General features: G+C 35.1%; 14 protein-coding genes and 2 tRNA genes. 8 read left to right on the top strand and 8 right to left on the bottom strand.

Annotated elements, in window-relative coordinates; all coding sequences use genetic code 11:
- Positions 1-201: 201 nt before the first annotated feature.
- A complete protein-coding gene (locus tag ACKC83_RS06735; RefSeq protein WP_414035543.1) occupies positions 202-816 on the top strand; it encodes a DUF2490 domain-containing protein in 615 nt (204 codons plus the stop codon).
- A gap of 24 nt (positions 817-840) precedes the next feature.
- Here ACKC83_RS06735 and ACKC83_RS06730 read toward each other — a convergent pair whose 3' ends face one another.
- Entirely contained in the window at positions 841-1,179 is a 339-nt protein-coding gene (locus ACKC83_RS06730; RefSeq protein WP_414035544.1) for a cupin domain-containing protein, read from the bottom strand.
- A gap of 215 nt (positions 1,180-1,394) precedes the next feature.
- On the opposite strand from ACKC83_RS06730, the gene ACKC83_RS06725 reads away from it, so the two are divergent.
- The 6 genes from ACKC83_RS06725 to ACKC83_RS06700 all read left to right on the top strand — a co-directional run bounded on the left by ACKC83_RS06725 (position 1,395) and on the right by ACKC83_RS06700 (position 11,472).
- The gene (locus tag ACKC83_RS06725) at positions 1,395-6,455 is read left to right on the top strand and encodes a translocation/assembly module TamB domain-containing protein (RefSeq protein WP_434037473.1); all 5,061 of its coding nucleotides are present in this window, start codon (positions 1,395-1,397) and stop codon (positions 6,453-6,455) included.
- Positions 6,448-8,775 (top strand): BamA/TamA family outer membrane protein, encoded by a 2,328-nt coding sequence (locus ACKC83_RS06720; RefSeq protein WP_434037472.1) that lies wholly within the window; start codon positions 6,448-6,450, stop codon positions 8,773-8,775. Before ACKC83_RS06725 ends, ACKC83_RS06720 begins: the two co-directional genes overlap by 8 nt.
- Positions 8,776-8,858: 83 nt before the next feature.
- Positions 8,859-9,644: a HipA family kinase gene (locus ACKC83_RS06715; protein WP_434037471.1), complete on the top strand. Its 786-nt coding sequence runs from the start codon at positions 8,859-8,861 to the stop codon at positions 9,642-9,644.
- The gene (locus ACKC83_RS06710) at positions 9,631-10,014 is read left to right on the top strand and encodes a DUF3037 domain-containing protein (protein WP_434037470.1); all 384 of its coding nucleotides are present in this window, start codon (positions 9,631-9,633) and stop codon (positions 10,012-10,014) included. The genes ACKC83_RS06715 and ACKC83_RS06710 overlap by 14 nt, the downstream gene beginning before the upstream one ends.
- Positions 10,015-10,112: 98 nt before the next feature.
- The gene (locus tag ACKC83_RS06705; protein WP_414035548.1) at positions 10,113-10,298 is read left to right on the top strand and encodes a hypothetical protein; all 186 of its coding nucleotides are present in this window, start codon (positions 10,113-10,115) and stop codon (positions 10,296-10,298) included.
- Positions 10,299-10,740: 442 nt separating this feature from the next.
- Positions 10,741-11,472, top strand: coding sequence for a hypothetical protein (locus ACKC83_RS06700; RefSeq protein WP_434037469.1), 732 nt, complete (start codon positions 10,741-10,743; stop codon positions 11,470-11,472).
- A 25-nt stretch (positions 11,473-11,497) separates the two neighbouring features.
- Here the strand turns inward: ACKC83_RS06700 and dcm are convergent, their stop codons facing one another.
- The 7 genes from dcm to ACKC83_RS06665 form a co-directional block, all read right to left on the bottom strand.
- Positions 11,498-12,481, bottom strand: a complete 984-nt coding sequence (gene dcm, locus ACKC83_RS06695; protein ID WP_434037468.1) for a DNA (cytosine-5-)-methyltransferase — start codon at positions 12,479-12,481, stop codon at positions 11,498-11,500.
- Positions 12,482-12,936: 455 nt separating this feature from the next.
- A tRNA-Asp gene (locus ACKC83_RS06690) sits at positions 12,937-13,010 on the bottom strand.
- 576 nt (positions 13,011-13,586) lie between these two features.
- A tRNA-Asp gene (locus tag ACKC83_RS06685) sits at positions 13,587-13,660 on the bottom strand.
- Positions 13,661-13,741: 81 nt separating this feature from the next.
- Positions 13,742-14,671, bottom strand: coding sequence for a DUF58 domain-containing protein (locus ACKC83_RS06680; protein WP_434037467.1), 930 nt, complete (start codon positions 14,669-14,671; stop codon positions 13,742-13,744).
- Positions 14,672-14,754: 83 nt separating this feature from the next.
- On the bottom strand, positions 14,755-15,072 hold the full coding sequence (trxA, locus tag ACKC83_RS06675) for a thioredoxin (protein WP_382380316.1): 318 nt from the start codon (positions 15,070-15,072) through the stop codon (positions 14,755-14,757).
- A gap of 134 nt (positions 15,073-15,206) precedes the next feature.
- Positions 15,207-19,595, bottom strand: coding sequence for a DNA polymerase III subunit alpha (gene dnaE / locus ACKC83_RS06670; protein ID WP_434037466.1), 4,389 nt, complete (start codon positions 19,593-19,595; stop codon positions 15,207-15,209).
- Between the two features lie 139 nt (positions 19,596-19,734).
- Entirely contained in the window at positions 19,735-20,205 is a 471-nt protein-coding gene (locus tag ACKC83_RS06665; RefSeq protein ID WP_434037465.1) for a DUF6252 family protein, read from the bottom strand.
- Between the two features lie 150 nt (positions 20,206-20,355).
- Between ACKC83_RS06665 and ACKC83_RS06660 the strand changes: the two genes are divergently transcribed.
- Positions 20,356-20,880 carry a 30S ribosomal protein S16 gene (locus tag ACKC83_RS06660; RefSeq protein ID WP_414035555.1) on the top strand — a complete coding sequence of 175 codons (525 nt, stop codon included), beginning with the start codon at positions 20,356-20,358 and terminating at the stop codon, positions 20,878-20,880.
- Positions 20,881-20,923 lie beyond the last annotated feature (43 nt).

The raw sequence follows: 20,923 nt of genomic DNA, 5'->3' as shown, positions 1-20,923 counted from the left end.
GGATAATACATTATTTTAACAAGACCAGCTAAAGTTTATTAGCCGATAATAGTCCGGATTCTACGTTTTCTATCTTTTTTTTATATTTTTGAAAACGACTCTAAAAGACATTCTAAAATGCCTAGTATTTCTAAACTTTACCTAATTGCTTTTCTCCTATTTTTTTCGAATAACATTTACTCTCAATTTAACGATAAAAAAATGGGGAGTTGGTTTATGTATGCCTTTAATACAGAATTAAACGATAGCCAATGGGGTTTTCAAGGGGATATACAACATAGAAATTGGAATGTTTCTGGCGACTTAGAGCAATTGCTTTTAAGAGGAGGTGTGCATTATACACCAAAAAACAGCAGACTTAAACTTACGGCCGGATATGCCTATATTCAATCTAGCTATTACGATTCTAGCGCTATTCAGAACCATGAGAATAGAATTTACCAAGAAGCCAGAATCCCACAAAAAATCGGAAGCCGTTTTTACTTAGCACATCGTTTTAGATTTGAGCAACGCATTGTTCAAAATCAAGATTTTAGAACCCGATTCAGATATGCTTTAAGTATAGATGTACCACTAAATAACAGGCTATTAATTCCTAAAACTTGGTATGTTTCTGTATACGACGAAATCTTTATTAACGGACAAAAAGATATTGGTAATAATATACAAGTAGATATTTTTGATAGAAATCGTGCGTACTTTGGAGTGGGTTATATTATATCACCTCATTTAAAAAGCACCCTTGGATTTCTTAGACAAAGCACTTCTAACTGGAGTAAAAACCAATTTGTGCTCAGTCTATTTCATAATATTTAATGGTTTAAATTGTAAATCAGGAAGCTATTCAACTACCTGTTCTACACGATCTACAGTATCCTGAATAGACAATGTTAATCGCACAATGCTGTCTGCTTTAGCTAATAAATCGTGAGGCACATCAGAATCTAGTGATAATATATCTCCTTTTTTTAAGGCATGCGTTTGGCCTTCTACTCCAAAATCAATTTCACCTTCAAAGACCTCAACAACTATAGGCTTTGGTGCTTTGTGCTCCTTCATTAACTGTCCTTTCTTTAATAAGATACGAATCTCTTTACTAAATGCTGTTTGCAGAAGTACACTAATTGCGGGCTTATCGTCGTTATATTCTAAATTATCGTATAAATTATTTGTGGTCATAATTAATCTATTAAAAAGGTTTGTTTGTAGAATGTTCCATTTTACCGAAGATATCAAAATTTAGCAAGAAACTTATTATCTTAAATCTTTAATAACTAATCAAATTAGCTTTTCAGAATGATTACATTTGATTCAATTTTGGTTCAATATTGATTGAGATTGAGTTAATTTTAGTGAAATAATTATAATATTTTTGCGCCTATTCAACTTTTACTTTGGAAGAAAAACAACAAATCAAAACAAAACCATCTACCAGGCTTAAGATTTTTAAAATCTTAAGAACTGTTTTCATCGTCTTTTTTCTCCTCTTTCTTTCCATCATACTTTTTATACGAAGTCCGTGGGGACAAAATATTATAGTAGATTACGCAACGTCTTTTGTCTCGGATAAAACTAAAACCAAAGTCGAAATAGATAATCTTTTTATCACTTTTGGTGGAGACATAAAATTAAAAGGACTGTATTTAGAAGATACTAAAGGAGATACTTTAATTTACTCTAAATCGCTTGAAGCCGATTTACCATTATGGCCGGCAATTACTGGGAAAGGTATAGGTCTTGAAGATTTAGATTGGGAAGGATTGCGTGCCAATGTGGTAAGAAAAGATTCCATTTCTGGTTATAACTTTCAGTTTTTAATCGATGCTTTTGCTTCGGAAACTCCAGCCCCAGAACCGCAACCTGAAGTTGCTAGCGAACCATTAAATATAATTGTTGGCGACATTCATTTAAAAGATTTTAATATCGTTTTTAATGATGCCGTTTTAGGAATTGATAGCAAATTTAAAATTGGTCAGGTTGAATTGGAGTTTGATACTTTCGACCTAAACGCAATGGATTTTAGAACATCTGAGGTTTTAATTTCTAATTCTGAAATTAACTACATTCAAAGTCCCGTGCCTCCTTCTGCAGACACAACAGCTACAACTTTACCATATTTACTTTTCGAAGATTTTAAAATTGAAAACACCAAGGCCCATTACGTATCAGCCGAAGACGGTATAGACTTTAATACCAATATTTCTGAATTTTATATCGAAAACACAATTATAGACCTGCCAAATACAAATTATTCGATAGAAAATCTGGGCTTAAAAAATTCTGAAATTGCGTTTTTAACCACGAGTAGCACCTCGAAGATTGAAACAGAAGACAATCCGCAGGATCCAACCACCCCTATGGAGTGGCCAGAATTAGTTTTAAATTTAGATAATATAGACATAGAAAACAATAGTATTACCTATGCCGTTGATAATGCACAACCCGTAAAAAATACGTTTAATGCCAACGCCATATACTTGGACCAATTTGTTTTAAATGCAGAAAATATATACCTAAAAGATAAAACTGCAGGTTTACATTTAGAAACCTTTTCTTTTAAAGAAGGGTCCGGATTACATCTTAAAAAAGGAGAATTACAGGTTGAAATTACAGATCGATTTCTAGAGCTCACAGGATTAGATATTGCGCTTAATAACAACAAAATTGCCGGAGCATCTCGTATGGAGTATCCCAATATTTCTGCCTTAACCAATGCGCCCGAAGCTTCAAAATTAGACTTACAAATACCAGTTATTCAATTAGATATTAATGACGCTTTTCGTTTTCAGCCAGATTTAAAGACCAATCCGTATGTAGATAGTTTAAGCAGAAAATTAATCACTGGACAATTACATGCTAAAGGCTATTTATCGGCGATCAATTTAAACAAAACCATCTTAAATTGGGGAAAAACGACTAGCATTTCTGCCACTGGCTTAATAAAGAACGCCACAGATCCGAATAATTTAGTGTTAAACATTTCTCCTATAAAAGCCCAAACCAGAAGATCTGATTTGCTACAATTAGTGAACGAGAAGGAATTGGGATTACATCTACCCGATAGCATTGTACTTACTGCAACTGTTAACGGAAGTTTAAATGATATAAAAACCAAGGCGCAATTAACCTCATCTCAAGGTCTTGCTAATCTAACAGCTAGTTATACAGATAATAATGGGTTGGCTTTTACATCGGACTTAGAGATTAAAGAATTTCAACTTCAGGAGCTGTTACAAAATGAAACTTTAGGTCCGCTAAGTGTCACACTTAAAGCTAGCGGAAGCGGTAAAACCATTAACGATATGGATGCCAATTTAGACGCTATGATTTCGAGTTTTAGACTAAAAAATTACGACATTGTAAACTTACCTATAACGGGAAATATTGAAAATGGTAAAGGCCAAATTGAATCGGCTTACAAAGACAGAAACATAAATATAGATTTAAAAACCGAAGTTGTTCTAGATAGTATATCTCCCGAAATCACTGCCGATTTAAATATTATTGGTATAGACTTGCAAGCCCTTGGAGCGATGCAAAAAGACATACGTGCTGGACTTAAATTACATGCAGAATTTAAAGGAAATGCAGAGGAATTCGACCTAAAAAGCAACATAAATAACGGTACAATTGTTTTTGACAATAGCACCTATTTACTAGGCGATATTAATGCTGAAGCACATGTAGATAATGATTCTACTTTTGTAAGCGTAACCAACAAACTACTAAGTTTAGAGTTAGCCTCTAATGCCAATCCCGCCACTTTTAGCAAAGCTTTAAACGAGCATATTTCTAGCTACTTTAGCGTAGATTCTCTAAACACGACTACAGACTCAATAAGAACTGCAAGTGGAAAACCTGTACAATTAGAATTGCGAGGAACATTAAACGACTCCCCGATAATAAGCGATGTATTTGTACCGAGTTTAACAAATATTGATACGGTAAATATTGCTTTAGATTTTAATCAGACTGAAAAGCTTTTAAACGCCAAGATATTAGCACCTCACATTAATTATTCTGGAAATGAAATTGACAGCTTAGCATTTACATTAAATACAGATAAAGAAAAATTTATTTTCGATCTCGGATTCAACAACATTCTGGCCGGGCCAATACATATAAAACGAACAAATTTTAGCGGTAATCAGGTTAATAATGCCATGGACTTTACCATGATTTCTTACGACCAGGAAGACGTTTTAATGCAGTTAAAATCTAACATTAAAAAGGAAGACGATCAATTAATAATCCACGTCTTACCGGAAAGCTTAATTCTAAATAAAGCTCCTTGGCAAATCCCAAACGACAATGCGATAACCTACAGCCCAGGACTCTTAGATTTTAAAAATTTCAAATTTACGAACACCAACAAATCAGTTTCTATTTTAAATAAAACAGCGGCTAGCGATGGAAAAGATCAGATTACCATAGATCTTGAAAACTTTAAAATTGAAGACTTTCTCGCATATTTAAATCCAGACAACGAATTAGCACAAGGTGAGCTAAACGGTGCCGTTACGGTTCAAAGTCCGTTTGAAAATCGCGGATATATAGCCGACATCTCGATAAACAATCTCAATGTAATCGATACAAATTTCGGAACCTTAACTTTAAAAGGGGATTCTAAAACCAAAAACGATTACACATTTAATTTATCTACCAAAGACGGTGATGCCGATATCGATATTGTAGGTGAATACACCGCTCTAGATACCGACACCAATTTGGATGTCGATTTCGCCATAAATGAAATTAAAATGAAGGCCATAGAAGGGCTTTCACTTGGCGAACTTGCAGAATCTTCTGGTGCTTTTAGCGGGAATTTTAAAATTGATGGTTCCCTAGACGATTTACAATATGCTGGAGATTTGGTTTTTAAAGATTCAAAGTTTAAAATTACAAAACTGAATAGTTTTTTCGTACTAGCCAATGAAACATTAAATATTGATAATAGTGGCATTAGCATGTCTAATTTCACCATAAAAGATGAAGACAATAGTGCCTTTGTTCTCGATGGAAAAGTAGGCACAGAGTCCTTAATAAATCCAACATTCGATTTAACAATTAATGCGAACGATTTCCAAGTGCTTAATGCCACCCAGGAAGAAAACGATATGTATTATGGTTTCCTTTCTTTTAATGCCAATGGGACCATTAAAGGCGATTTAAATGTACCTATAGTTAAAATGGATGTAGCCGTTACCCCAAGAACAAACGTAACCTATGTATTACCGTCTTCGGCCGTGAATATTGAAGAACGCGACGGGGTTGTTGTTTTTGTTAATCGCGATAATCCAGATGCCATTTTAAGCAGAACTCAAGAAAAACAAGCCACAGTAACAGGCATCGATCTTCAAACCAATCTGTCTATTACAAATGATGCGGTTATTACACTGGTTTTAGACGAATCTACTGGAGATAATTTTCAGACCTCCGGAAATGGGGATTTTGTTTTTACCATGGACACCAATGGTCGCATGAATTTATCCGGAGTATATACCGTTTCTGGCGGGCATTATGAAATGAGTTTATACGAGGTTGTTAATCGTAAATTCGAGTTAGTTTCGGGTAGTAGAATTTCATGGTCAGGAAATCCATTAGACGCCACATTAGATGTTAAGGCGCTATATAATATAGAAACATCGGCCTCTTCGTTAATGGCTTCCCAAGTATCAGGATCGGACCCAACGACTCAAAATAAATACAAACAAGTGCTACCTTTTGAAGTGTATTTAAATATAAAAGAGGAACTTTTACATCCTAAAATTTCATTCAGTTTGGATATGCCCGAGAGTGAACGCGGCGCCATTAGCGGACAAGTTTACGGAACCATTCAACAAGTAAATCAGCAAGAAGGGGAATTAAACAGACAGGTGTTTTCACTATTAGTCATGAATCGTTTTTATCCAGAATCAGGTAGCGATGGTAGTAGCGGTGGTTTCGCCTCTATTGCGAGAGACAATTTAAACGATGCCTTATCCGACCAGCTAAATATGTTCTCCGACAAACTTATGGGGAATTCTGGCTTAGAGTTAGATTTCGGATTAAATAGCTTTACAGACTATCAAGGCGACTCTTCGGAACAGCGCACACAGTTAGATATTGCCGCTCAAAAGAAACTATTTAACGACCGTGTTATTGTTCGTGTTGGTAGTGCTGTAGATATTGAAGGTAGCGATCCTACCGGAGAAGAATCGCCTTTAATCGGAGATGTTAGTTTAGAATATTTAATTACACCGTCTGGAAAATATCGCCTTAAAGCTTTTCAGAAAAATGAATATGAATCTGTAATTGATGGACAAACTATTGTAAGTGGCCTAGCACTAATATTCACTCAAGAATTTAACGAATTTCAGGAGTTATGGGATGCCTTATTTCGAAAAGAAAAAGAGCTCGCTAAAGAAAAGAAAAAAGAAGAAGAAGAAAAACTAAAAGAAAAGAATAGTGATTAAATATATATCGTTACATAGAAGCAATAACGGTTTATCCCAATGGAATAGACCACTATCTTTTGCACTGCTCTTGTTAGTTTTAGTATCTCAATCGTGTAGCATACAAAAACATATTCCTGAAGACGAACTGCTATATACCGGTGGTAAAATCGCTATAGAAACAGATTCTATATTAGAGCAGGAAGATCAACTTAAATCTGAATTAGAAAACATACTTAGACCAGAACCAAACTCTAAATTTTTAGGAATCTATCCTGGACTATATTATTACTATAAAACACAACGCGAAAAGCCTGGATTTATAAACAATTGGCTTTATAAGAAAATCGGAGAAGAACCTGTTTATGTCTCTGATGTTAAAACCTACGAGGTAGACGATATTATAGTAAACAGATTAGAAAACCACGGTTTCTTTTACAGCAACTCGGCTTCAACACTAGAAAAGAATGTAGAAGATAAAACAGGAGAAGCGCTTTATACGGTTTCCATAAAACAACCTTATACTTTGGCATCTTATCAATTAGATTCTATACAAGAACCTATTTACACAGATATTGAAAGTAGTATAAACACAACTCAATTTAAAAAAGGATTACGATTTGATTTAGCCTTTTTAAAAACCGAACGCCAACGTATAGATAACGACTTAAAAAGTAAAGGGTATTATAATTTCAACCCAGATTTCTTAATATTCGAAGCCGACACTACACGATATACCTCAAGACAATTCGATTTATATTTAAGACTAAAAAACGCAGTTCCTAAAAAATCGCTAGTACCCTACAGAGTAGAAAAAATTAATATCTATTCCGATTACGATATAGAAAACAGTGCCGCTACCAACGACACCATTCGATTTAATAATAAAAACTTTATAGAAACAGAATCGTATTTTAATCCTGAAAACTTAGACCCGTTTATTACACTTAAAGAAGGCGATTATTATAATCCGCAAGAATCTAGAAATACTGCAAGACGCCTTTCAACCATAGGGACTTATAAATATGTAAACATTCAGTATCAAGAAATGGATTCTTTATTAACAGACTCCACAGCTGTTTTACATGCCAATATATATCTATCACCTTTAAACAAACGCGCATTAAAAGCAGAATTACAGGCCGTGACAAAATCTAATAGTTTTGCTGGTCCCGCCTTAGAATTCTCCTATAGCAATAGAAACTTATTTAAAGGAGGAGAAATTTTTAATCTGAGCACAAGTTTAGGTTACGAATTTCAAGTGGGAGGCGGTAACAATAACCCAAGTGCTAGTAGTACTTCAATAGGAGTAAAAGGAGAAGTACTGTTTCCTAAAGTACTATTCCCATTTAAAATTAGCGACACTTTTTTCGATTATTCCATTCCTAAAACAAAAACTAGCTTAGGTATCGATTATTTAAACCGATCAGACTTATACAGATTACTCTCTGGGACAGCCGAATTTGGATATTTATGGAACGAGAATCGGTATACAACTCATGAGTTAAATCCGATTTCTATCAATTACAACAACCTAATTAAAACCACGCCCGAATTTGACGAAATTCTAGAAGACAATCCGTTTTTACAGCAAAGTTTCGATCAAGAATTTATAGCTGGTTTAAATTATTCGTTTACATATAACGAGATGGTAGACGTTAATAAGAAGCATCAAATTTACGCCAACACTACAGTTGATATTGCCGGAAATGTGGTTAGTTTATTTGGAAAAAACAATACAGATACCCGAACCAAAACATTTTTAGGTTTAGAATACGCTCAATATGCGAAACTTGATGTTGATTTTAGATATCATTTTAATTTTAATAGTGATCAAAAAATTGCCACTCGCCTCTTTGCAGGATACGGAATGCCTTATGGAAATTCCGATTTAATGCCTTATATAAAGCAATACTATTCAGGAGGGCCAAATAGTGTAAGAGCCTTTAGTATTCGCTCTTTAGGACCAGGAACTTACGAAGGTACCGAAGACGGTTCTTATAACAACTTTGTAGATCAGACGGGGAATATTAGACTAGAGGCCAATGTAGAATATCGTTTTCCGCTTTTTTCCTTTTTTAAAGGTGCCTTATTTGCAGATGCCGGAAACGTATGGAATTCTAAAGAAAATGAAGCCTTACCAGGCGGAAAATTTAGCTCAGATTTTATGTCGCAATTAGGGATTGGTGTTGGCGTTGGTTTACGCGTCGATGTTCAAGGGTTTGTAATCCGTTTCGATTTTGCTGCTCCAGTGCACGACCCAACTTTAAAAGAAGGCGAACGTTACGATTTTCAATACGAAGAAACTACCTTTAATTTCGGTATCGGCTATCCGTTCTAAACATTTAGTCACCCTACATTTTACCTAAACTTATAAGCCAAAGCGTGTAACTTATTACTAAATTTGCGATCTAGTTTTTAAGTATGACACAGAATTTTGAATTAAGACACGTAAACGTAACGCGGTACATGATGCCCTTACGAGAAGGCGGATCGCTACCTGCTTTGGCCGAAGCTGACGACGATTTTAAATATGTTTTAAAATTTAAAGGAGCAGGACATGGCACCAAAGCATTAATAGCCGAACTTATAGGTGGTCAGGTTGCTAAGGCTTTACATTTACAATTACCAGAATTGGTTTTTGCTCATTTAGACGAAGCTTTTGGACGCACAGAAGCCGATGAAGAAATTCAGGATTTACTTCAAGGCAGTCAAGGTTTAAACCTCGCTTTACATTTTTTATCTGGCGCCATAACCTTCGATCCTGCCGTGACAACGGTAGACGACACTTTAGCTTCCAAAATTGTGTGGTTAGATGCGTTTATAACGAATGTAGATCGCACATTTAAAAACACTAATATGCTGATGTGGCATAAAGAACTGTGGTTAATAGATCATGGTGCGTGTTTATATTTTCATCATTCATGGAGCAATTGGGAGCAATCGGCTAAGAGTCCGTTTAAACTTATTAAAGACCATGTGCTCTTACCTCAGGCTTCGAAAATTAAAGCTGTCGACACGGAATTTAAAGCCCTTTTAACACCAGAAATATTAAAAGACATTGTAGATACCATCCCAGACGAATGGTTGCAATGGGAAGATGTAAACGATTCTCCTAACGACATTCGTGACGTCTATTTCAATTTTTTAAACACACGCCTCGCCCATTCTGAACTCTTTGTAAATGAAATTGAACATGCAAGATCTTAAACTATACGAATATGCTATAATTCGCGTGGTTCCAAAATTAGAACGCGAAGAATTTATAAATATTGGTATCATCTTATTTAGTAAACAAGCCAAATTTATTACGGTATTACACACCATTCCAACTGAAAAAATAAAGTGCTTTTCAGATGATTTTGACATTGATCAGCTTCAAAAAAACATGATGGCTTTTACCTGTACTGCCAACGGAACTTCAGATGGAGGCCCTATCGCCTTAATGGATATTCCGTCACGATTTAGATGGCTTACAGCAATAAGAAGCTCGGCCGTTCAAACCTCCAGACCTCACCCTGGCATGTGCCATGATTTAGAAAAAACAGCACAGCGATTGTTCGAAGAGTTAGTTTTGTGAGTTTCACGTTAGTAATCTATTGCATTACTATTTAATGCGTTTAAGCTAAAGTACAGCTTTAGTTCTTTGTAATTTTAAACGTATTAAAACTGAAAAAAATGAAACCAAACACAAAAAAAGACCTAGGTCACGATCAAGATACCGAGTTTGTAAAGGATAAAGAAAATCCTACTCGGAATTATATTTTTCAAAAAGATAAAATCACAAAACGAACTTCTCTTTTTGTATTCATACTATTATTGCTCTTAATTGCAGCAGTTGCTGTAACCTCTATTTTCTTTTAATAGTCTGAATCAATAATAACATAGCGTTTACTAAGCTAGCAATTATAATACTTGGAATGAAGCGCCTTTGCAACAAACGCAGTTTATGCACTATGTTCAATTGGAGTTCACTACAAACTTTGTAATAACGCTATAATAGTTCGAACATTTACAGCATTTATAACCCTTTCCTAGTTTGAATGGCCTTAGGGTTATATTGGCATGTTTGCACCTTTCCTCTCAGAAAATGGAATATATCTAGACCTCAGATTAGTCTTTTAAATTCAGAAATCCTTCAAATTTATATTATAGTCGAAACATCTCGAAGACGTATTATATTTCATAAACATATTCCTTAATAAGTAAAAACCAAAACACAAACAACTGATAATAAGTAAATTAATTGCAACTTATTATAAAATTCTGTAAATTTAAGATGCATCATTATTAAGGCTAAAAAATAATGAAACTTAAAAAATCAGGTCATTCTTATTTTATTAACAATAAAAAACAATTCGTGGGTACAGCCATACCTGACGATACGCTTAAGAATTGTTTCGAATTTGCATTTAATATGGCTTTTGGAAAAGGTCATCACCGAAACCACCGAACTGGAGGTCGACTAAAACGAACAGAAAAAGATATTTTTAAAAACACGCTTCAAGGGAAGCTAGCCGAATGTATGGCTTACTATTACCTTAAAGACAAAGATTTAATTTGCAAGCCACTCGATTTTGAAATTTACGGCAAAGGACGTTGGGATGATGCAGATATTATCTGCAAAGGGAAAAAGATAAGTATTAAATCTGCTGCGTATTATTCTAACTTATTACTTCTCGAAACTAAAGATTGGGATAAGGACGGAACATACATTCCTAATAGTAAAGATCCAAATCTCACAGCGTACTACGATTATTTTATACTGGTTAGAATACAACCAAATACAAACTGCTTCTTCATAAAACATACCGACAAAGCGCTATTATGGAACCTAGTAAATTCTAAAAACTGGTACTACGACATTGCTGGTTGGAGCAGCTTAGCAACTTTAAAATGTTTAATTGAAAATAAATATATTCTTCCGCAACACGCATTTCTAAATGGCAAAATAAAAATGGATGCAGATAATTATTACATCCAGGCAGGGAACCTTAAAGAGATGACATGTTTAACTGAGATTCTAAAAGCATTATAATTTCAAAATCAATTGCTCGACGATTCTAATGCTGTTTTAGTTGAATTAGAGTTACACCATCTAAAATATCTTTAATACACACAGCTAATTTAGAAATAACTGGCATACTAACAGAATTTCCGGATTGTTTATATAAATGTGAATTTGCTATTTCTGGTAGCTTAAAAGACTCTGGAAAACCTTGAAATCTGAAACATTCTCGAGGAGTTAGTTTCCGAAAACCGAACTTTGTTTTAACTAATGGTACGTTATGTCCGCCGGTACCCATATTGGCCGTTAGCGTAGGACATACATTAGATTTATTCTCTCTTACATATTGTCTTCTAAACTGATACACTGTATCGTCTCTAAGCATGCTTTCACTAAGCATGTCATACATGTATTTATCCTTTCCGTAATAAAATTTATCGTCTACTTTCTCCTTAATTAATAGGTCTTTCACCCCTTTACTTAACTGTTCTTTTTCAGGAAAACTGTAATTAAAATCGGGATCGTTAAGCAACTGCTTATCGAAAGCGACTATAAAAATACGTTCCCGATTATGTGGGACATTACCATAATCTTTGGTATTTAAAACTTTAGAACTGAAAGTATAATCGCGTTTTAAAATTTCTTCTTTTATAACTTTAAATGTATTTCCCTTATCATGTCCCACTAGGTTTTTAACGTTCTCTAGGAACACCACTTTAGGTCTCATGGTATCGATAAAATCTAAAATTTTAAAGAAATGATTACCACGCTTATCTTCAAACCCTTGCCTATGGCCTGCTACAGAAAATGGCTGACAAGGAAAACCGGCTGTTAAGACATCTACATTTTCTAGATTAGAAATTTCAATATCCATCACATCACCTTCAACCAAGTTATGATTAAAATTTTTCCGATACGTAATACAAGCATTTTTATCAAATTCGTTGGCCCAAGCCAAATCGAAACCCGCATTTTTAAATCCTAAACAAATACCGCCAACACCTGCATATAAACTTCCTACTGTATATTTATTCTTCATTATAAATTTAAATTACTGAACCACAGATTTCCACAAATAATTAAAAACCAACATCTACGGTAAACGAATCATTTCTAAAGGAATAAGTCCCAAAATATTAAAAAACTATGGTTTTAAAATACAAATATATCTTTTGTGGTACGATAAGCATATCAAAATTATTGTTTTTAGCCTAATACTTCAATTGTAGTGTAGCACATCTCGATAAAATAAACGACCGTAATTTGTTTTAAGTATTAGAAATGATAGCGAAAAAGAACTCCTAAATCATAGCATAGTGAATGTAAAAAGTCTATAAAATAAAAAAGCATCCCGATTTTCAAGTCTGAAAAAAGGAAAGCCTTTCATTGGTTTAACAACTTAAACCTTAGACAAACACTAGGTTTATCTAACAACACAACTACCGTGTATTGCATAAAAAAAGCCCCAATTGCTTGAGGCTTTTAGCAATATTGCGGTCTGGACGGGATTCGAACCCGCGACCCCCTGCGTGACAGGCAGGTATTCTAACCAGCTGAACTACCAGACCGTTGCGTTATTGCGAGTGCAAATATACACCCCTTTTTTATATTACAACTATAATTACTAAAAAATTTTATTATTTAAATAAATAATTAAAAACTAACACCTATAACATTATGCAAATCAATTAATTACGACTAAACATGTTGCGGTGTAAATTCATAATTGTTATAACAAATTAGGGTTTAATCTCTTAACTTCTCTTCTGCATGTTATATAAAACCATAAAACGTCATGTCTTTCTAGGAGGTTTGGCTGATCTAGGGAACAGAAAATGTGGAATTATCTAATTTTAAAGTTATATAAGAATAGTTTAGATGTATCAAAATTGAGTCAGTCTATCTTTGTGGATTAAGCACACTATTTGCATAAATACGATTATCAGGAATGATCCAAGGAAACGCAACATAAAAACAAAATGGTCTTAAAATAAAAAAGCATCCCAATTTTCAAGTTTGAAAAAAGGAAAGCCTTTCATTGGTTTAACAACTTAAACCTAGATAAACATTACATTTATCTAACAACACAACTACTATTTACTGCAAAAAAAAACCTCAATTGCTTGAGGCTTTTAGCAATATTGCGGTCTGGACGGGATTCGAACCCGCGACCCCCTGCGTGACAGGCAGGTATTCTAACCAGCTGAACTACCAGACCGTTGCGTTATTGCGAGTGCAAATATACACTCCTTTTTGAAATACACAAACAAAAATTAAACTTTTTTATCACGCTTTAGTTTTATAAAAACTTAGAACGCTCTACCATAAAGGTAGTCAGTATATTATCGAAACTACTATTTATATCGGCTTCGACATATTTAATTTTGTATTGGGCACATTTTAGTTTTAAAGCTTCAAAATACTTCAAAATTTCGGTCTCATAGTTTGCTTTAATCGTGTCTGCATATACATTTAAGTAAGATCCTGTTTCGACATCTAAAAAGCGCTTGGGTGTATTATCGAAATTAAAATGCATCTCTTTATCCTTATCGAATACATGAAACAATACCACCTCGTGTTTATTATATTTTAAATGACGAAGCGCTTCAAACAATTGATCATCCTTTGCCGATTCTTGAAACATATCTGTGAACAAAATCACCAAAGATCGTTTATGTAAATTTTCTGTGATATGATGCAAATACGTATAGGTATCGGTAGTTTTTGCTTGAGGCATTGATACTACCACACGTTCTAATTCCTTAGTTAACATATGCCGATGCCTATCACTCCCCTTCTCTGGCGCATAATACTCGTAAGTATCGCTATATACACTTAAACCTACTGCATCGCGTTGCCGTTTTAGCATATGCATAATTGATGCTGATGCTAAGGCCGAGAATGAAATTTTATTAAGATGATGCAAAGAAAATTTCTGCATTTCTGGATAATGCATAGAGCTACTATTGTCTATAATAAGATGACATCGTAAATTGGTTTCTTCGTCGTAACGTTTGGTATATAATTTATCGGTTTTAGCAAACAACTTCCAATCGATGTGCTTTGTACTTTCCCCTTGATTATAAATTTTATGTTCGGCAAATTCTGCCGAAAACCCATGAAACGGACTTTTATGCATTCCTGCAATAAAGCCTTCAACAACTTGCTTAGCCAACAATTCCAGATTAACAAATCCGCCAACATGCTGTAACTCTTCTTTTAAATCCATGAATTGCTTTTAATACCTTCTAAAAATAAAAAAGGTTTGGCATCACGCCAAACCTTTTAATACATTATATGTTTTAAATACGATTACAAAAGCTTATCGATAGCATCTGTATACGATTTTTTAGGCGCTACACCTACTTGACGTTCTACCACTTCTCCGTTTTGAAATACTAAAACAGTTGGGATATTACGCACACCATATTTAGAAGCAAAGTCTTGATTTGCATCAACATCTACTTTACCTACTACAGCTTTACCTTCGTATTCTGTACTAATTTCATCAATGATTGGTCCTACCATACGGCAAGGTCCACACCAAGCTGCCCAAAAATCAACCACTACAGGTTTGTCACTTTTTAAAACAGTTTCTTCAAAATTCGCGTCTGTTATTTCTAATGCCATTATATTATATTTTAAAAGTTTTACTTCTTGTTATTGTACAAAATTAGTCAAAAAATTTCCTAAACCTTACACGTCACCCATTTGTTTTCTTTATTACCAAATTAAGGAAATTGATTATTTATAATTCTGCTGCATTAATTTAATTTATAATACACCTCTTGTTCATCTAGAGCATGCAACAATTCTTGAGAAATTGTAATTTTCTGAGTTCTACTAACCATAGGAAGCTTTACTTTATCTTCTTGATCGTAAACAAGGAAATTCAACAGTTTTGTCCCCACATGTGTATCGAATAAATGTTTTAAATCGCTCACTTTAGTTTCTGTTAGGTTAGCAATATTTAGCTGGACAGATAATTTCTTAGCATATTGATCCATAACATCATGCAACAACTGAAAACTATTAAATTGGATTCTAGGTTCACTTTTCTTTCCAGTATCTTTATTTACCCAACCTTCTCGTACAAACACCTTAACATGCACAAAACTATTCACCACAAAAAAGTGTCTGAATTTCAAATAATCTTCACCAAAGATCCTGAACTCAAAACTGTCGTTATAATCGTCTATAGTAAATAATGCCCATCCTTTTCCCATTTTACTCACCCGGTGTTGCACATCTGTAATCACTCCTCCAAAGGTAAGCTCGGCATTTAAACACGCTTCTAAATTTCTAAGCATGCTTAAATTTGCGTTGCAGAAATTCTTCATTTCAATTTTAAAATCGTCTAGCGGATGTCCTGAAATATAAATACCAACAACCTCTTTCTCTCGAGCTAGCTTTTCCATAGTTCCCCATTCTTCTGCTGGTGGCACTAAAGGTTCTTCTATCTGCACATCACTCGCTTCTCCAAACAAACTTACTTGCGCAGAATTTTCATTTTCCTGATGCTTGTTTCCGTATTTAACTGCTTTTTCTAAAAATGTGATACCATCGCCTTCGTCTTGAAAATACTGAGCACGGTGTGTATCTGTAAAACAATCAAATCCTCCCGCTAATGCAAGATTCTCGAATGCTTTTTTATTGGCTGCTCGCAAATCGATACGTTTAGCCAAATCGAAAATTGATTTATAATGTCCGTCTTTCTCTCTGTTCGCTACTATAGTCATTACGGCACCATGTCCTACACCTTTAACAGCTCCCATACCAAAACGCACAGCATAATCGTCGTTTACCGAAAACTTGTAAAACGACTCATTTACATCCGGCCCGAGTACATCCAATTTCATACGCTTACATTCTTCCATAAAAAACGTAACCTGCTTAATATCGTTCATGTTATTCGATAATACAGCGGCCATATACTCGGCAGGATAATGCGCTTTTAAATAGGCAGTCTGATAAGCAATCCAAGCATAACAGGTCGAGTGGGATTTGTTAAAGGCATAACTTGCAAAGGCTTCCCAGTCTTTCCAAATCTTCTCTAATTTTTTAGGATCGTGACCTTTTGCACTCGCTTGATCAATGAATTTAGGTTTCATTTTATCCAGTACAGCAATTTGCTTTTTACCCATAGCCTTACGCAAGACATCGGCTTCACCCTTGGTGAAATCTGCCAACTTTTGCGATAAAAGCATTACTTGCTCTTGGTATACCGTAATTCCGTAGGTTTCCTTTAAGTACTCTTCCATCGCTGGTAAATCGTACTCAATCTCTTCATCCCCGTGCTTACGTGCAATAAAGCTCGGGATATATTCCATTGGACCTGGTCTATACAAGGCGTTCATGGCAATAAGGTCATCAAAAACGGTAGGCTTTAACGACTGCATGTGTTTTTGCATTCCAGGAGATTCATATTGGAATACCCCAACTGTTTCTCCGCGCTGGAATAACTCGTATGTTTTTATATCATCTAGAGGAAAATTCTCTGGGTCTAATTGTATGCCATGCTTAGCTTTTACAATTTTTACCGTGTCTTTAATAAGGGTCAACGTTTTTAACCCCAAGAAGTCCATTTTTAGTAACCCCGCATCTTCCACAACAGAGTTGTCGAACTGTGTGACGTACAAGTTGGAATCTTTAGCCAAAGACACCGGAACGAACTTGGTAATATCGTCTGGTGTGATAATTACACCACAGGCATGAATCCCTGTATTCCTTACAGAACCTTCTAAACGACGAGCTAAATTTAATGTTTCGGCCTCAAGATTATTACCATCTGCAAGTCCTATAAGTTCATTAACTTTCTCTAAATCTTCTGCTCTAAATTTTTCTTTTAACCCTTTTTCATCAAGTCCGAATATTTTATTCAGCTTAGACATGTTTGGGATTAGTTTGGCAATTCTATCGGCTTCAAAAAGTGGCAAATCGAGTACACGAGCGGTATCTCGGATAGAAGACTTGGCGGCCATTGTTCCGTAGGTGATAATTTGCGCAACCTGATTACTTCCGTATTTTTCGATAACATAATCCATAACGCGACTTCGACCTTCATCATCAAAGTCAATATCGATATCAGGCATACTCACACGATCCGGATTCAAGAAACGCTCGAAAAGCAGATTGTACAACATCGGATCGATATTTGTAATCCACAGACAATACGCGACTACAGATCCGGCTGCAGATCCACGACCAGGACCTACAGAAACATCCATTTTTCTGGCCTCGCGGATAAAATCTTCTACAATTAAGAAATACCCAGGATACCCTGTTTTTTCAATAACCGAAAGCTCGAAATCTAGACGTTCGATAACTTCGGGAGAGAGGTCTTCTCCATACCGAATCTTAGCGCCTTTATACGTTATATCTCTTAAAAAGGCATTTTCCCCACGTTTTCCGCCATCAATCTCATCTTCTGCATGCTGGAATTTTTCAGGAATATCGAACTTAGGTAATAATACATTTCGGGCTAATTCGTAAATTTCAATCTTATCGACTAGTCCTTGTATATTTGTTATAGCTTCTGGAATATCTTTAAAAAGCGCCTTCATTTCTTCCGAAGACTTAAAATAATATTCCTGATTAGGCATACCATATCGGTAACCTCGTCCGCGACCTATTGGAGTCGCCTGTTTTTCCCCATCACGCACACATAACAAAACATCGTGAGCATTGGCATCTTGTTTATCTACATAATAGGTATTATTTGTAGCTACTAATTTAACGTCATGCTTCTTCGCAAATGCAATCAAAACAGGATTCACACGATTTTCATCCTCCTGATTATGACGCATTAACTCGATATATAAATCGTCTCCAAATTGTTCTTTCCACCAAATCAAGGCTTCTTCAGCCTGATTTTCTCCAACATTTAGAACTTTACTTGGTACTTCCCCATAAAGGTTTCCTGTTAAAACAATAAGGTCTTCCTTATACTGTTCTATCAGTTTTTTATCGATTCTAGGCACATAATAAAATCCATCTGTAAAGGCGGCAGACGACAATTTTGCTAAATTATGATACCCGTTTTTATTTTTTGCTATAATGACTATTTGGTAGCCATTATCTTTTCTTGTTTTATCTAAATGATTTTCACAAACAAAAAACTCACACCCTAAAATAGGTTTCATTTCGTTTAATGTGGGCTCTTTTCCTGCTGCAATAGCCTCCTCATTTTTAGCTTGAACACCTTTATTATGGTTAATAACAGCTCTTACAAAGTGAAAAGCCCCCATCATATTCGCATGGTCGGTAAGTGCGACACCAATCATATTCTGTTTAGCCGCTGCCGCTACCAAATTCGGAATACTTATGGTAGATTGTAAAATTGATAATTGTGTATGGTTATGTAAATGCGCGAAATTAGCATCTGATAACTCTGAAATATTTTGTTTGATTTCGGCCGCAGAAAGATCTGTTGCTTGTGCTTTTTGTAAGCGCTCATTAATCTTCGCACTTGCTTTTTTTAAGTTGATGTGTTTTAAACCAATCAACTGAATTTCTTGCGGATTTGCTTTATTAAAACGCTCGAAATAATCTGGCTGAACGTCTAAAGCCTCTACACTAAATTCTTTTCGTCTTATCAATTCAAAGAAACAACGTGTCGTGGCCTCTACATCGGCCGTTGCATTATGCGCTTCACCAAAAGGTGTATTAAATAAAAACTGATGTAACTCTGTTAAGGTTGGTAATTTAAATCGGCCTCCACGTCCACCAGGAATCTCACAGAGTTTAGCTGTTAATTCCGTACAGGTATCTAAAACAGGAAGCTCTTGCAGTTGATTTGCAACACCTTCTCTAAAGAATTCTGCCCCCATAATATTAAGGTCGAATCCTACGTTTTGTCCAACAACAAACTTGGTTTTGTTAAGCGCAATATTAAATTTCTCTAAAACCTCTGCTAACGAAATTCCTTGTTCTTCGGCTAGCTCTGTAGAGATTCCGTGAATTTTTTCAGCATCATAAGGGATATTAAAGCCTTCTGGTTTTACTAAATAGTCTTGATGCTCGATACAATTTCCAAGCTCATCGTGTAATTGCCATGCTATTTGTATACATCTTGGCCAGTTATCTGTATCGCTAATGGGAGCATCCCAACGCTTTGGTAAACCTGTTGTTTCGGTATCGAATATTAAGTACATAAAATCTGTTGTGCTAAAAAAATTGGGAGGTTAAAAGTAAGAATTATTAAGGGGTTTTCGACCGCTCTTAACAACCTTTTATAAACAAAAAAAAGCAACACTTTGTGTTGCTTAGTATTATCCTAAATTTTATATAAATCTATTCTGTTACAAGAGGCACTTTAAAAAACACACCTTGAGTTACATTAACCTTTTCTAGGCCATTGTTATCATAACCAATAAACCAGAACTCGCCACTAACATAGCCTTCTACACTATTAATTTCCGATACACTTACAAGGCCATCAGAATAATACACCGTAGGCTCGTTTACAGCACTAAATAATGTAGAAAACTCTGTGCCGTTTACATTTGTAAAAGTAGCGTTAGATGTTCTACCCGCTCCTAATGTATCTACACCAACTTCGAAAGGCACTTCTAGTTTTATTTTTTCTCCATTAAGCGTTGCCAACACAGTTAAAACATTAGACACTCTTGAAGCCTCATACGTATTCCCTTGCCAAACTACATCTTCTATATTTGCCTGAAATGCAGGTTGATTAAATTCTACATTATCATCACAAGCAATAAACATTAAACACAACACACATACTGTAAACCAAGTTTTCATCTTTCAAGATTCTTTTTAATTAAGAATTCAAAAATAAGGTAAATTAAGTTCACCAATTCATTTAAATTAAGTACCTGAAAATAAAAAATTTATAGTATCTTTGCAGCCTTATTAATAACCGAGGTCGAGAACCTCAAATAATTAATTATTATGCCTGTAAAAATTAGATTACAAAGACATGGTAAAAAAGGGAAACCTTTTTACTGGATCGTTGCAGCTGATGCAAGATCAAAAAGAGATGGTAAATACTTAGAAAAATTAGGTATCTACAATCCAAACACAAACCCTGCAACTATCGAATTAGATGTAAACGGTGCTGTAACTTGGTTACAAAACGGTGCGCAACCTACAGATACTGCAAAAGCTATTTTATCTTACAAAGGTGCAATGCTAAAAAATCACCTTGCTGGTGGTGTTAGAAAAGGCGCTTTAACTGAAGAGCAAGCAGAAGCTAAATTTACTGCTTGGTTAGAAGAAAAAACAGGTAAAGTTGATTCTAAAAAAGATGGTTTAGCTAAAGCTGAGGCTGACGCTAAAGCAAAAGCTTTAGATGCTGAAAAAGCTGTTAACGATGCAAGAACTGCTGCTGCCGCTGAGGCTGAAGCAGAAGCTAAGGCTGCTGAAGAAGCTGCTAATGCTGCTCCTGCAGAAGAAACTTCAAACGAAGAGGAATAAAAAATTAATTTTTTATACTTTTAAAACCTGACAATTCATTGTC

The sequence above is a fragment of the Formosa bonchosmolovskayae genome (assembly GCF_051016085.1).
Lineage (GTDB): Bacteria > Bacteroidota > Bacteroidia > Flavobacteriales > Flavobacteriaceae > Formosa.
This window is presented reverse-complemented; position numbering and strand designations above follow the sequence as displayed.

Coding starts and splice junctions, on each gene's coding strand:
- dcm (WP_434037468.1), bottom strand. CDS start 12,481: ATGAAGAATAAATATACAGTAGGAAGTTTATATGCAGGTGTTGGCGGT.
- ACKC83_RS06735 (WP_414035543.1), top strand. CDS start 202: ATGGGGAGTTGGTTTATGTATGCCTTTAATACAGAATTAAACGATAGC.
- ACKC83_RS06730 (WP_414035544.1), bottom strand. CDS start 1,179: ATGACCACAAATAATTTATACGATAATTTAGAATATAACGACGATAAG.
- ACKC83_RS06665 (WP_434037465.1), bottom strand. CDS start 20,205: ATGAAAACTTGGTTTACAGTATGTGTGTTGTGTTTAATGTTTATTGCT.
- ACKC83_RS06680 (WP_434037467.1), bottom strand. CDS start 14,671: ATGGATTTAAAAGAAGAGTTACAGCATGTTGGCGGATTTGTTAATCTG.
- trxA (WP_382380316.1), bottom strand. CDS start 15,072: ATGGCATTAGAAATAACAGACGCGAATTTTGAAGAAACTGTTTTAAAA.
- ACKC83_RS06700 (WP_434037469.1), top strand. CDS start 10,741: ATGAAACTTAAAAAATCAGGTCATTCTTATTTTATTAACAATAAAAAA.
- dnaE (WP_434037466.1), bottom strand. CDS start 19,595: ATGTACTTAATATTCGATACCGAAACAACAGGTTTACCAAAGCGTTGG.
- ACKC83_RS06715 (WP_434037471.1), top strand. CDS start 8,859: ATGACACAGAATTTTGAATTAAGACACGTAAACGTAACGCGGTACATG.
- ACKC83_RS06705 (WP_414035548.1), top strand. CDS start 10,113: ATGAAACCAAACACAAAAAAAGACCTAGGTCACGATCAAGATACCGAG.
- ACKC83_RS06710 (WP_434037470.1), top strand. CDS start 9,631: ATGCAAGATCTTAAACTATACGAATATGCTATAATTCGCGTGGTTCCA.
- ACKC83_RS06660 (WP_414035555.1), top strand. CDS start 20,356: ATGCCTGTAAAAATTAGATTACAAAGACATGGTAAAAAAGGGAAACCT.